At 44.9% G+C, this 12,312-nt stretch carries 12 protein-coding genes and 1 pseudogene; 9 read left to right on the top strand and 4 right to left on the bottom strand.

What is annotated here, in order from left to right; all coding sequences use genetic code 11:
* The first annotated feature begins 76 nt into the window (after positions 1-76).
* Positions 77-835 (top strand): hypothetical protein, encoded by a 759-nt coding sequence (locus KNO86_RS02840; RefSeq protein ID WP_214692760.1) that lies wholly within the window; start codon positions 77-79, stop codon positions 833-835.
* A 104-nt stretch (positions 836-939) separates the two neighbouring features.
* Here the strand turns inward: KNO86_RS02840 and KNO86_RS02835 are convergent, their stop codons facing one another.
* Complete coding sequence (locus tag KNO86_RS02835) at positions 940-2,097, bottom strand: MFS transporter (protein ID WP_214692758.1); 1,158 nt, start codon at positions 2,095-2,097, stop codon at positions 940-942.
* A 295-nt stretch (positions 2,098-2,392) separates the two neighbouring features.
* Here KNO86_RS02835 and KNO86_RS02830 point away from each other — a divergent pair, with 295 nt between their 5' ends.
* The 4 genes and pseudogenes from KNO86_RS02830 (at position 2,393) to KNO86_RS02820 (ending at position 5,174) form a co-directional block, all read left to right on the top strand.
* On the top strand, positions 2,393-2,986 hold the full coding sequence (locus tag KNO86_RS02830) for a GNAT family N-acetyltransferase (protein WP_214692756.1): 594 nt from the start codon (positions 2,393-2,395) through the stop codon (positions 2,984-2,986).
* A gap of 387 nt (positions 2,987-3,373) precedes the next feature.
* Positions 3,374-4,477 carry a hypothetical protein gene (locus KNO86_RS02825; protein WP_214692754.1) on the top strand — a complete coding sequence of 368 codons (1,104 nt, stop codon included), beginning with the start codon at positions 3,374-3,376 and terminating at the stop codon, positions 4,475-4,477.
* Positions 4,478-4,672: 195 nt separating this feature from the next.
* Positions 4,673-4,816: pseudogene (locus KNO86_RS14860) on the top strand (GNAT family N-acetyltransferase); the annotation flags it as partial.
* Positions 4,749-5,174, top strand: a complete 426-nt coding sequence (locus tag KNO86_RS02820; RefSeq protein ID WP_483298399.1) for a transposase — start codon at positions 4,749-4,751, stop codon at positions 5,172-5,174. The pseudogene KNO86_RS14860 and the gene KNO86_RS02820, both read left to right, overlap by 68 nt.
* A gap of 97 nt (positions 5,175-5,271) precedes the next feature.
* Here KNO86_RS02820 and KNO86_RS02815 read toward each other — a convergent pair whose 3' ends face one another.
* Complete coding sequence (locus KNO86_RS02815; protein WP_214692752.1) at positions 5,272-6,276, bottom strand: tyrosine-type recombinase/integrase; 1,005 nt, start codon at positions 6,274-6,276, stop codon at positions 5,272-5,274.
* 101 nt (positions 6,277-6,377) lie between these two features.
* Here KNO86_RS02815 and hflX point away from each other — a divergent pair, with 101 nt between their 5' ends.
* From hflX to glnA, 4 genes are all read left to right on the top strand, one after another.
* Positions 6,378-7,625 (top strand): GTPase HflX, encoded by a 1,248-nt coding sequence (gene hflX / locus KNO86_RS02810; protein ID WP_214692745.1) that lies wholly within the window; start codon positions 6,378-6,380, stop codon positions 7,623-7,625.
* Between the two features lie 2 nt (positions 7,626-7,627).
* Positions 7,628-8,926 carry a methionine gamma-lyase family protein gene (locus KNO86_RS02805; protein WP_214692731.1) on the top strand — a complete coding sequence of 433 codons (1,299 nt, stop codon included), beginning with the start codon at positions 7,628-7,630 and terminating at the stop codon, positions 8,924-8,926.
* 92 nt (positions 8,927-9,018) lie between these two features.
* Entirely contained in the window at positions 9,019-9,423 is a 405-nt protein-coding gene (locus KNO86_RS02800) for a MerR family transcriptional regulator (RefSeq protein ID WP_214692728.1), read from the top strand.
* A gap of 47 nt (positions 9,424-9,470) precedes the next feature.
* Complete coding sequence (gene glnA, locus KNO86_RS02795) at positions 9,471-10,811, top strand: type I glutamate--ammonia ligase (RefSeq protein ID WP_214692727.1); 1,341 nt, start codon at positions 9,471-9,473, stop codon at positions 10,809-10,811.
* Positions 10,812-10,943: 132 nt separating this feature from the next.
* Here the strand turns inward: glnA and KNO86_RS02790 are convergent, their stop codons facing one another.
* Together KNO86_RS02790 and lexA are read right to left on the bottom strand one after the other, a co-directional pair.
* A complete protein-coding gene (locus tag KNO86_RS02790; protein ID WP_214692725.1) occupies positions 10,944-11,384 on the bottom strand; it encodes a metal-binding protein in 441 nt (146 codons plus the stop codon).
* Positions 11,384-12,004 (bottom strand): transcriptional repressor LexA, encoded by a 621-nt coding sequence (gene lexA / locus KNO86_RS02785; RefSeq protein ID WP_074033201.1) that lies wholly within the window; start codon positions 12,002-12,004, stop codon positions 11,384-11,386. The genes KNO86_RS02790 and lexA overlap by 1 nt, the downstream gene beginning before the upstream one ends.
* Positions 12,005-12,312: the final 308 nt, after the last annotated feature.

Below are 12,312 nucleotides of genomic sequence, written 5' to 3'. Positions count from 1 at the left end.
TACAGTTTGTCTTATCCATTGTGAGAAAGGGGAATCCAAATTGAATTTTGATGAAATAAACGTTGAGCATCTAAAGGTGAACTCATTTCAGACAATGGATCTGTTCACATTGAAAACAGACTATTTGAGTCGATTGCCTGTCGGTTCGTATCGAGTCACAGATTACTGTGAACTTGACGTGATTGTCACTAAGTCACAATTAGGACGACTTCGGTACGTTGATTTGACCTTGCCGTTGGGCGTGTATATAGAGGGTCGACTTCTCTTTTTGTATGATCCGTATCGTCGTGAGATCTATTCAACACATGAACAAGTCGATTATCCAAATAAACAAAATATCTCGACTGTTGATTTCTTATGTGCTAATAGTCGCGACTTTCACGACCGTGATTCGTATTCACTAAAGAGTGAAGACCTGTATAAACTACCATCGGATAGTCATTGGAGGGAATTTGGGTTGCCGAAAGTAAAGTCATCTGCCACATTCCTCTTGCGACTAGTCAAATCACTGAACGTCTCTTCATTTCAGACAGTTTTAAAGAAGAGTCGATTTCTAACTGATCTCAAGGGATGGGCAGATGTGACAAAGTGTGAATACAGTGTCGAACATTACGGAAAATGGATGTGGTCGAATGAGTATATGATGACCTGTCATCTTCCAAACGTATCTGAAGGTGAACTTCTTCAATTGATTACGTTGATTGAGGAGAGTGATGAGTTGGAAAGTTTTCGATTTTTGATTGAGACCGAGGCAAGCATTCTTTCACTTTTTATTTTAGGAGATATGAAGCGAGGCTATGGCGTAGGAGTATTTCAATACGGGAGTGACGAATAGGGAAAATTAAACACTGGATTGTAATTGAATAGAACGTCCAACTATTTATTTCGGTGGGAAATTCTATACAACAGGCGCCCTCTTTTAGAGAAGGCGCCTGTTGCTTATACAGATGATACGGTTAACATAGACTGTTCAGTTAATCGTCCGATCCAAATCAACGGAAGGGTCAAAAGTGCTCCGAGAAGGTAAACCGAATCAATCGGTAGTCCGTCCGCGAGAAGTCCGAACAGCAAGCTCCCCACACTGAATGCAAGGGCGTATCCTGTCTGTTGCACACTATATACATAAGGAAGCTGTGTAGCCGGAATCTGTTCTTGAATGACGGTGTTCGTCTGGATGATGCGGATTTGTGTAGCTGCGCCTTGAATGACTAACGCCAAAATTGCAAACGCGAGATGTGCAGTCATGCCGAACAAAATGGCGGCGACAATGGATAAGATAGCGGTCGACGGTAACGATGGCGCTTGTCGAGACCGATAAAGATGGGCACTCGCCGCAATCATACTGATCAAAAATGCTGCGTTGAGCATCCCCCACCAGCCCGTATCGACTTGTAGATGTCGTTCGAGATAGACGAGAAGCAATGCCGAAATCCAGAGCGTGCTGACAAATGATTCATACGTCACAAACCATGTCACACGACGGGCGAATGGTGACGTTCTTACATAAGTAAGACTAGCGCGTAAGGTAATCGATTCATCCGTTCCATCATCGACGCTGTCTTCCGTAAGCGATTGATTGAAGTAAATCGTCACAATCGTGGAAAGGACGAAGAGAACGAGGGAAACGACTAACGCGAGAGCGCTCGAGGTGAAAGAGACGAGCATCGTCCCGAGCGGCCACATGGCGAGCTGGATGAACTGATTGGAACCTTGCACGAGGCTGTTCGCTTGTTGACGATTCGTCGTCAATCTTGGGATGAATGATGCTTGGATGGGACGTGCGAATCCATCGAGGAAAGCGATCAACACGACAAGACCGAGAACTAGAATCGAATCCGTAAAGAGAACGAGAACAAGGGTAACCGTCTTCATCAGTTGTGACAGGACGAGCGTTTTCCCTAGCGAGTAGCGGCTGAGGATACGGGCGAAAAAGAGTCCGCTGAGTGTCATACCGGCAGTCACGGCAATCGGGAAGCTGGCCGCCATGAGAGCGGAACCGGTTTGTTGATACAACGAGGCAATGAGCGCGACGATGTATAGGACATCGCCAATATTGGCGAGCCATTGGCTAACGAGCAGTGTATAAAACGATTTCATCACAAATCTCCTCCGAATCTATTCAATTGGGTGGGTTCGACGAATCGTTTTTACACATTTTCACCTCTTCATAAAATGATATAAAAATAATTATACAAAATTTGATTAATTCTGTAAACTTATCGTATGGGTAAAATTGTATTTGTGAGATGGAGAATTGAATATGCGGAGTTGATTTTATGGTTTACTTAAAAGAGTAACCACAACATCCCCTTTTGAAGTTGAAGTGACGAATATTATTTAAAGTTGATATGAAATGATACATATTTTGATAAGTGAGAAGGATGAGGTAAAAATGCTTGAATATAAATTAAATAACGATATCACACTTAGAATGTTTAATGTAAACGATGCAGACGCACTGTTTGAACTGACGATGGCATCGAAGCCTTATCTACGAGAGTGGCTCGGATGGCTTGACTACATTGAATCAGTGGAAGACTCAAAGCGGAACATAGAAGGACGAATCAAAGGGCTGATTGAGACGGGTGGATTCCCAAAATCATTCGCTGTGATCTATAAAGGCGTGCTTGCCGGGACAATCGGATTTAACGAAATCGATCGTGGGATTCAATGCGGTACAATTGGTTACTGGCTCGGACAAGAGTTTCAAGGGAATGGAATCATGAGTCAAGCGCTCGAGACCATCATCGAGTACGGATTCCGAGACCTTAAACTAAATAAGATTGAGATTCGAGTTGCGACTGAAAATGTAAAGAGTCGTGCACTTCCGGAGCGCTTTGGTTTTAAGGAAGAAGGCGTCATTCGAGATGCAGAATGGCTGTATGACCGTTATGTCGATCATGTCATTTATGGGTTGCTTCAGAATGAATTTTTACAGCTAAATCATCATTCTGAAGCTTATATTGAGGCTGAAAATCGTATATAACAAGTACATGCTTTTAGAAGGGGACTATTGGATGACGACCATATACTTTGTCAGACATGCACATTCAACCTACACGGCAGACGAACTCGCCAGTCCATTAATTAGTTAACACATATGGTAATTTCATTTCTTATCGAGTTCCTCTAACGCTTAAGCAATTGTTTCCTGTGGGCAAAGAAAATAGTCGAGTAAAATATTGATATGTTCACCAGATAGGTTAAAAATTCACTGCGTCCGAGGATACCAGTTCGCATTGAGAGGATAAAGAAAGAGGTTTTAGTAAAAGTGCACATTTCAAAAAAAGTTATGATTAGTTCTGCTTTAACAATTTTAGGAGTTATAACAATTTATACCATTCATCAATTTTTTAAAACAGAAGATAGAACCTTGGCACCAGTTGTTTCGACCGATATCACGGACGTGACGTTTCAACCACCGAGTGGACATCTTTATTTGCTATACCCTTACTTAAATATATGGGCAGACGAGAATGAGCCGAAAGACACGTATTTAGTAGAGATTGATCAAGACGGAAATATCATGAATGAAGAAAGTATTCAAGATTCAAATTTCGGGGCAATCAGTCTTGATGTGAAGACTACTCGACCAGACACGCTTTTTGGTTCTTTGAATAGTGGACAGTATGCCAATCACTATTATACATTCAATCTAGACACGAAACGATTCAACAAAGAAGATATTACCTATTTCGAACACGATGTGATGCTGGATTCAATTAGTCATCAAGGAGAACAGACTTGGTTTAAATCGATTGCATCTTATCAAACCGGCACGCAGACGTATGTTGAAGGATTAGGAATGTCGATGACGATTTCAAATGTTGAAGAACGACAGAATTATTTGACGCCACCACAAAATTTACCTACCCACTCGCCACTTCTAGAGACAGAGAATCACATCGCTTATGTGAGCGCAGGGGAAGAAGGGTCGGATGGAGAAGACGCGGCGATGGTGTTTCTCGACCGAGTGACTGGCGAAGCGACAGTTTACCGCGGTGAAGAGGAGCCTTACGAGTATACGGCGTTACATACGGATGGGAACAACACCTATTTTGCTGACAGCCTAGGTATGATGCATCGAATCGATGCTTCAGGGAAAAAAACTTCGACGTATCATCAAGTAATTGATAACGCGTATTACAATTCTCATGAAGGTATTCGTATGATTGATGCGAACATAGGCTATCAAATCGTCTCAAAATATGATTCGAAGACATCAGTCGACGAACTAATGATGGTAAAGTGGTCATTCGGAAAAGATTTTTCCGTTGAAAAGATGGATCTTCCATACTGGGATGAAAATAATCTATATCGATACTTGTACTACAATCCGATTTTGAAGCGCTCGTATCTCACCGAGGTAGGAGAAGATGATAAATCTGGTAGACTGTTAATTGTCGATGAAAATTTGAAATTGATTAATGCTATCCGGATTGATTACCCTATGGGAGTAGATTTGGTCGTAGAATAAAACATAAATGATAAATTTATTGAAACCCGCAAACGTGAATAAAAAAGCCGATGACGCTCTCTGCTTCTGGAATGAAGTCACCGAAACACACATTCAAATTCAAGAAACATGATTACTCAAACACTCGGGGGCATGATTGAGTACAGGTTCTAAGTGCTTAATCTATATAAGATTTAGATTAAAATCGCAACATGAAATGTAAAAATCTGCGCACTCCCGGAACGTTTCGGTTTTAAAGAAGAAGGGGTCATTCGAGATGCAGAATGGCTGTATGACCGTTACGTTGATCATGTTGTTTATGGGTTGTTGCAGGATGAATGGAGAGGAAATAATGACTGACGTGAATCAAGAATTTGTTAGGGCGATTTATGAAACGGTGATCAGAGAAGGAATCGATGAATATAAAGAAATGTATGAGACGGTAGAAGTGGATTCAAACATGGATGCGTTTTGGAATTTATATCAAAACTCTAATCCAGATGAAAAGGAAATCTTATTAAAGATGATGGAACAAATCATGATTGATACAGTCTCTCATATGCTAGGGATTATTGACGGAAGTTCCACACTAAATGATAGCGAGCTCGAGCCTAAGTTATTGCTAGACTCACAAGATACAGAGAATGAATTGCAGGATTCATTCTTAGAATTGGTCGAATTGAACTTGGATGGCAATGACGAGGAGAATAGAAGATAAGATATTATATTGAGTTATATGATGATTCTAACGATCAATTTGAAGTGGCTTCGTATTTTCCACTAGATTCTTGAGTTACATGACAAAGACCCGCCCTTCACGAGAGGGCGGGTCTTTCGTCTGAGTCGAACAATTCAGTACCGAATTCTTCATACGCCTGTTCATATCGACGTAAGGAAGATTCTTTGTGCATACAGGTGACGTTCATTCGCTCAGATGGCGTCATATCGGTCGCATACGTTTTTAACACATGGGCGTTTCGAAGCATTGACGGGGTGACCGATCGTGCGAGCCCGCTCCGTTCATTTAGCTGTCGCATCATCTTCGTGATCATGACGATCGTCAATTGCTTCGGTTGATTCTTCGCATACACCCAGCGGAATGTCATCCTTGCGAAATCGAATGAGACGAAGACCGGGTCTTCCGAGTACCAACGTGGTCGCACCGGTGTCGGAATGTCGGCCAAATAGTTCATGAGTAACGATTGGTCCTCTTGCGAGAGCTTCAACGTGAACTGGTTCCCGAGACGGTCATACACGTCAAAAGTATGATCAGCCAGATGCAGGTCGCTCATACGCAAACGAATGATGTGATGGACACGCAAGCCGTACTTATAGAAGAGCGTCACAATCAGTTCGTTCCGATTGACGAGATATGGATGGGCTTGCAACTGATTCTCGCTCAAGCCCCTCGTCGAACGAATCGTATGAACAAGACGATCGAACTCAGACTCGAGTGCGATTTGGTCGATGGACAACGTATGTGCCGGCTGCGAGTAGGCGAGCATCTTCTTCCGAAGCGGATTTAAAAAGTGGGTCAGGCTATTGATGACCGTGACGATTCGAGCGACGGTCGCCTGTTGATAGTGCTTCTCTTCGATTAAAAAGTCATTCACAAACGTCTTCCACGATTCGATGGGGACGTCTAACCAGTCCGTCGGTTCGTTCAGTTCGACATTGTGGTCGTGAAAGTATTTATGCACGTCAATCAAGTCGTAGCGATATCGTTTTAGCGTCGAGGGTTGACGGCCGCTTGCTCCGAGATGATACAAGTACGTTTCGATAAATTCCGGGAGCGGATAGTCTTTTCTACGTTTCGTCATGGTCGAGCCTCCTTCTTCTTTTATCCTACCACAAACGGACGTTCTCTATACGTTGATTCGTGGTAAGATGAAAGGTGAGACTTTATGGAATGAGGGATTACATGATAGAACGTGAAAAAGTTGTCATCGTCGGCTGTCAGTTACCGAATGTCGATGATTGGACATATGAACAGTCGATGGGCGAGCTCGTCGAACTCGTGGATACGGCGCAAGGTGAAGTCGTCGCACGACTCGACCAAAAACGTCAACAAGTCGACCGTCGTACCTTTATCGGGAAAGGAAAAATTGAAGAGCTCGCGATGCTCGTCGAACAGTTCGAGCCGGATTTGTTAATTTTTAACGCCGAGTTGACACCGGCGCAGTCGAAGAACATTCGCATCGCCTTGAACGACCCGGATGAGATGAAGCTGATTGACCGTACGCAGCTCATCTTAGATATCTTTGCGAGCCGTGCGCAATCGCGCGAAGGGAAATTGCAGGTCGAACTCGCGCAGATGAACTATTTACTACCACGTCTCATCGGACAAGGGACACAGCTCTCGCGACTCGGTGGTGGAATCGGGACTCGTGGACCGGGTGAGACAAAACTTGAGTCGGACCGTCGCCACATCAAGCGTCGCATCGATGAGATTACGAAACAACTCGAAGGAACGGTCGCACACCGGGATCGCTACCGGGAACGTCGGAAAGAAAATCGCGTCTTCCAGGTCGCGCTCGTCGGGTATACGAATGCCGGGAAATCGACAATCTTTAATCGATTGACGGATGCAGATACGTATGAGCAGGATGAGTTGTTCGCAACACTTGATCCGTTGACGCGTGAACTCGAACTTCCACGCGGTGGAAAAGTGTTGATTACCGATACGGTAGGATTTATTCGTGATTTACCGACGAAACTCGTTGCCGCTTTCCGTTCAACTTTGGAAGAAGTGGTCGGTGCTGATTTGATCCTTCATGTCATCGATGCATCGAACCCACATTATTTGAACCAAATCGATACGACGAATGCGGTATTGGAAGAACTCGGTGCAAGTGAGGTCCCACAACTCGAGGTATATAATAAGAAAGACCGGCTCACGGAAGACTTCGTCGGTGGACCGTTGTTGATCTCTGCGATCGCATCAGAAGATATCGAACAGTTGATTGGTGCACTCGAAGATAAAATCTCGGACATTTTAACAAAAGTCCACGTCGTCTTACCGGTGACGGCTTTTGAACATTACCACCCAGCCAAAGAGGCGATGTACCGTCTTGAAGAAAACTTCTTGGATGATGGTTCTGTCGAGTTGGTAGGCTATATGAGAGAAGACACGCGTCTATATGCGACGCTAAAACAATTTGAGGTGTAAGTATGTGGCAAGAAAAGATTGAACATTATGATGCACTCGCGCCGTATGTGAAAAAGGCAGAGGCACGAGTGAAACCATTTTTTGAGAAGATTGAAGAGACGGCTGAGTTCAACCAGTATCGTGTTCTCGAATCGTTTAAAAAGCACAAAGTATCGGATTTCCATTTTAATCCGACGACAGGGTATGGATATGATGATCTCGGTCGTGACACGCTCGAGTCGATTTATGCAGACGTGTTCGGAGCAGAGCTCGCATTATGCCGACCGCAAATCATCTCGGGTACGCATGCGATTGGGATTGCCTTGTTCGGTGTCCTTCTACCAGGTGACGAATTGCTGTATATCACAGGGAAACCATATGACACGCTGGAGGAAATCGTCGGCATCCGTGGAGACGGTCGCGGCTCATTAAAAGAACTCGGTGTCCATTACGACACTGTTGAATTAAAAGAAGAACGTGAAATCGACATCGACCGCGTCATCGAACGAATTCGTCCAGAAACGAAACTCGTCGGGATTCAGCGCTCGAAAGGATATGCGAATCGTCGCAGTATTCCAGTCGAAGAAATCAAGATCGCCATCGAACGCATCAAAGCGGCGCATCCGCATGTGTATGTGTTCGTGGACAATTGCTACGGTGAATTTGTCGAGACAATTGAACCGACGCACGTCGGAGCCGACTTGATGGCCGGTTCTCTGATCAAAAACCCAGGAGGCGGATTGGCGAAGACGGGAGGGTATATCGCAGGAACGAAAGAATTGATTGAACGTTGTTCGTTCCGGATGACCACTCCAGGTATCGGAAGTGAAGCCGGACCGTCGCTCTACTCGCTTCAAGAAATGTACCAAGGTTTTTATATGGCTCCTCATACTGTCGCACAAGCGTTGAAAGGGGCACACTTGACGGCAAGCCTTTTATCGTTGATTGGGTTTGAGACTGACCCACACTATTCGACTCCGAGAACGGACTTGATTCAATCGGTGACGTTCCGCGACCGTGAGAAGATGATCGCGTTTTGTCAAAGCATCCAAATGGCATCACCGGTAAACGCTCATGCGTTACCTGTTCCGGCCTATATGCCTGGATATGAAGATGATGTAATCATGGCAGCAGGCACGTTCATTCAGGGTTCATCAATCGAGTTGTCAGCGGATGGACCGCTTCGAGCACCATACACAGCGTATGTTCAAGGTGGTCTTACGTATGCTCATGTTAAAGTCGCTCTCATGTTGGCGTTGAGCCAATTACACGATAAAGGACTGGTCGAATTCAACGACCAAAATCAGCAAGCGCATTTGTAACCGTTCTGTCATGTTAACTTTCTTAACATCTATTGACAGGATTGTTGTCATGTATTATTCTCACATTGTGAGACAGAAAAGGAGGGGTAAGGATGGCTGATCAATTTCGTCGCTCCAACCCGTTGTTTCCGATTGGAATCGTCCAAGATCTGACGCAACTGACTGGTAGGCAGATTCGGTATTATGAAGAACAGGGTCTGATTTCGCCTAGTCGGACGGAATCGAAACGACGGCTTTATTCCTTTAATGATGTCGAACGTCTACTCGCAATCAAGGATTACATTGATCAAGGCTTTAATTTGGCGGCAATTCGTCACATGTTAGAGCAAGAAGGTGAAAAAGAAGCAGAAGCGTCTGCTCCGGCCGCACCGGTCAATGAAGCACCAAAGGTTTCGGAAAAAGAGTTACATCATTTGTTGAAAACACAGCTTCAAGAAGCCGGTCGTTTCAATAAGACGTCGCTCATTCAAGGCGAGCTTTCACGTTTTTATCGATAACGCCGCACACATCAACCATTACACAATGTGAGAGGGGACATTTTACCATGGCCAGAAAAACGTTCACAAAAGAAGACATTAAACGCATCGCACAAGAGGAAGACGTACGCTTTATTCGTCTTCAATTCACGGATATCCTCGGAACAATCAAAAACGTCGAGGTGCCGATCAGCCAATTGGACAAAGCACTTGATAACAAGATGATGTTTGACGGATCGTCAATCGAAGGATTCGTCCGCATCGAGGAATCAGACATGTACTTATATCCAGACCTCAACACATGGGTTGTCTTCCCGTGGACAGATGGCAGCGGAAAAGTCGCTCGCTTAATTTGTGATATTTATAACCCAGACGGTACACCATTCAGTGGTGACCCGCGCGGTACACTCAAGCGTAACCTTGAGAAAATGCAAAAACTTGGCTTCTCAGCGTTCAACGTTGGACCAGAGCCAGAATTCTTCTTGTTCAAGAAAGACGCATCAGGTCGTCCGACACTTGAACTTAACGACCAAGGTGGATATTTCGACTTGGCGCCAGTTGACCTCGGTGAAAACTGCCGTAAAGAAATCGTCATCGAACTTGAAAACATGGGCTTTGAAATCGAAGCATCACACCACGAAGTTGCACCAGGACAACACGAAATCGACTTCAAATATGCAGATGCTGTCACAACGGCAGATAACATCCAAACGTTCAAGCTCGTTGTTAAGACGATTGCTGCGAAGTATGGTCTTCACGCGACATTCATGCCAAAACCACTCTTTGGTGTAAACGGTTCAGGGATGCACGCGAACATGTCACTCTTCAAAGGCGACACAAACGTCTTCTACGATCCAAATGGCGACATGGAACTTTCAGACACAGCTCGCGCGTTCACAGCTGGTATCTTGGAGCACGCTCGTGCGTTCACAGCAGTATGTAACCCGACTGTGAACTCTTACAAGCGTCTCGTACCTGGTTACGAAGCACCTTGCTACGTTGCTTGGAGCGCACGCAACCGTTCACCACTCGTACGCGTACCAGCAGCACGTGGTCTTTCGACTCGTATCGAAGTACGTTCGGTTGACCCAGCAGCGAACCCGTACCTCGCACTTGCTGCTCTCTTGGCTTCAGGTCTTGACGGAATCGAAAAAGATTTGAATGCACCAAAACCAATCGACAGCAACATCTACGTAATGGACAAACCAGAGCGTGTAGCGAACGGGATCGACGACCTTCCAGCAACGCTCTTCGACGCACTCGAAGTGCTTCGTGCGGACAAAGTCGTGATGGAATCACTCGGTGAGCACATCGGCGAACACTTCCTCGAATTGAAAGAAATCGAGTGGGATATGTTCCGTATGCAAGTCACGGAGTGGGAACGCGATCAGTACATGACGCTCTACTAATAGAAGAAATATGCAAAAAGAGCACGGAATGACCTTCATCTGAAGATTGTTCCGTGCTCTTTCATTTACTATGCCATTTAAGTAAAAAAGACCACCTCCGTGAAAAAATCGGCAGGTGGTCCTTTTAATTGTTCAGAATGCTTTCTTAAAAAATGTCGATGTATAGTCGAGTGTCGTGTGCAGTGTCGTTGCAAATACAAGACCTAAAAAGAATGACATGCCGTGTACGTCCACCCACGACCGGATTTCTGTTTCATATGCTGTGAAGGGCAAGAGCAGAATGAGTGGGAAGCCGATGTACGAAATCCGAATCAGATCACTCAAAACAGGTAAATGCGAAAAGAGCGAACGGTGTGGCATGAGCTTCACATATGGGAGCCATATGAATTTAAGTGGACCCCATCGGTAATAGGCATCTGATTTTAAGTCAAGATCTGGGGAGAGCCAGAGTGTACCGATAATCGCACCGATGATCAATGCGAACGGAATATCGATTTCAATAAAAGGCGTGGCAACCGCAAGTGCGCCGGTTGCCACGAGATTCGTTCGGGTATGGGTCTTGCCACTAGCCATTAATGAATCGTCCGGTATACACCGATGACCTTCCCTAAAATCGAGACGTTGTCAAAATACATCGCTTCCAACTCATCGTTTTCCGGTTGAAGACGGACTTTTGAAGCTTCTTTATAAATCCGTTTCACAGTCGCCTCGCCCTCATCGGTCATGGCGACGACAATCTCTCCATTGTCGGCGGTGCTTTGCTGACGAACGAGCACGCGGTCCCCGTCCAAAATTCCGGCGTTGATCATCGAATCTCCGGAAACGGACAACATATATACATTATCTGAACCGACGATATGTGCCGGGAGCGGGAAGTGTTCTTCCACGTTCTCGATGGCGGTAATCGGTGTCCCGGCGGTAACTTTCCCGATGACCGGTACGTACATGACGGACTCCTGCTCTTCCATTGCCGGCATATCTTCAGTCAAAATTTCAATCGCGCGAGGTTTCGTCTTGTCTCGACGGATCAACCCGCGTTTTTCCAAACGATCTAAGTGACCGTGTACGGTCGAACTAGAAGCAAGGCCGACGGCTTCTCCAATTTCACGAACAGAAGGCGGATATCCCTTTGCCCGAACTTCGTCTTTGATGAAATCAAGAATCTGTTGTTGTCGCGCTGACATTTTTTTCATTATGTTCACCTCGATGTAATCGAATAACCTGCAAACGCATCCTATTCTTTATGTGTCTAGTGTAACACAAGAACACATGAGCGTACAAACATTCGTTCGTTTTTTTGTGTTGACCGAACACGGGTTCTTGTTTTATGATGAGTACAGATAAACGAACAAACGTTCTAACGAACATATATTCTTATACAGGAGGCAATGCAATCATGAAAGATACACTTAACGGGTTCTTGTTTTATGATGAGTACAGATAAACGAACAAACGTTCTAACGAACATATATTCTTATACAGGAGGCAATGCAATCATGAA

Source organism: Exiguobacterium sp. s160 (assembly GCF_018617575.1).
In the GTDB taxonomy this organism is placed as follows: domain Bacteria; phylum Bacillota; class Bacilli; order Exiguobacteriales; family Exiguobacteriaceae; genus Exiguobacterium; species Exiguobacterium aestuarii_A.
Note: the sequence above shows the minus strand (reverse complement) of the source record. Positions and strands in the feature narration are given on the sequence as shown.

Bases quoted from the DNA above. Each gene is read 5' to 3' on its own strand.
- KNO86_RS02830 (WP_214692756.1), top strand. From the start codon at position 2,393: ATGCTTGAATATAAATTAAATAACGATATCACACTTAGAATGTTTAAT.
- KNO86_RS02835 (WP_214692758.1), bottom strand. From the start codon at position 2,097: ATGAAATCGTTTTATACACTGCTCGTTAGCCAATGGCTCGCCAATATT.
- KNO86_RS02820 (WP_483298399.1), top strand. From the start codon at position 4,749: ATGACCGTTACGTTGATCATGTTGTTTATGGGTTGTTGCAGGATGAAT.
- KNO86_RS02815 (WP_214692752.1), bottom strand. From the start codon at position 6,276: ATGACGAAACGTAGAAAAGACTATCCGCTCCCGGAATTTATCGAAACG.
- glnA (WP_214692727.1), top strand. From the start codon at position 9,471: ATGGCCAGAAAAACGTTCACAAAAGAAGACATTAAACGCATCGCACAA.
- KNO86_RS02805 (WP_214692731.1), top strand. From the start codon at position 7,628: ATGTGGCAAGAAAAGATTGAACATTATGATGCACTCGCGCCGTATGTG.
- hflX (WP_214692745.1), top strand. From the start codon at position 6,378: ATGATAGAACGTGAAAAAGTTGTCATCGTCGGCTGTCAGTTACCGAAT.
- lexA (WP_074033201.1), bottom strand. From the start codon at position 12,004: ATGAAAAAAATGTCAGCGCGACAACAACAGATTCTTGATTTCATCAAA.
- KNO86_RS02800 (WP_214692728.1), top strand. From the start codon at position 9,019: ATGGCTGATCAATTTCGTCGCTCCAACCCGTTGTTTCCGATTGGAATC.
- KNO86_RS02790 (WP_214692725.1), bottom strand. From the start codon at position 11,384: ATGGCTAGTGGCAAGACCCATACCCGAACGAATCTCGTGGCAACCGGC.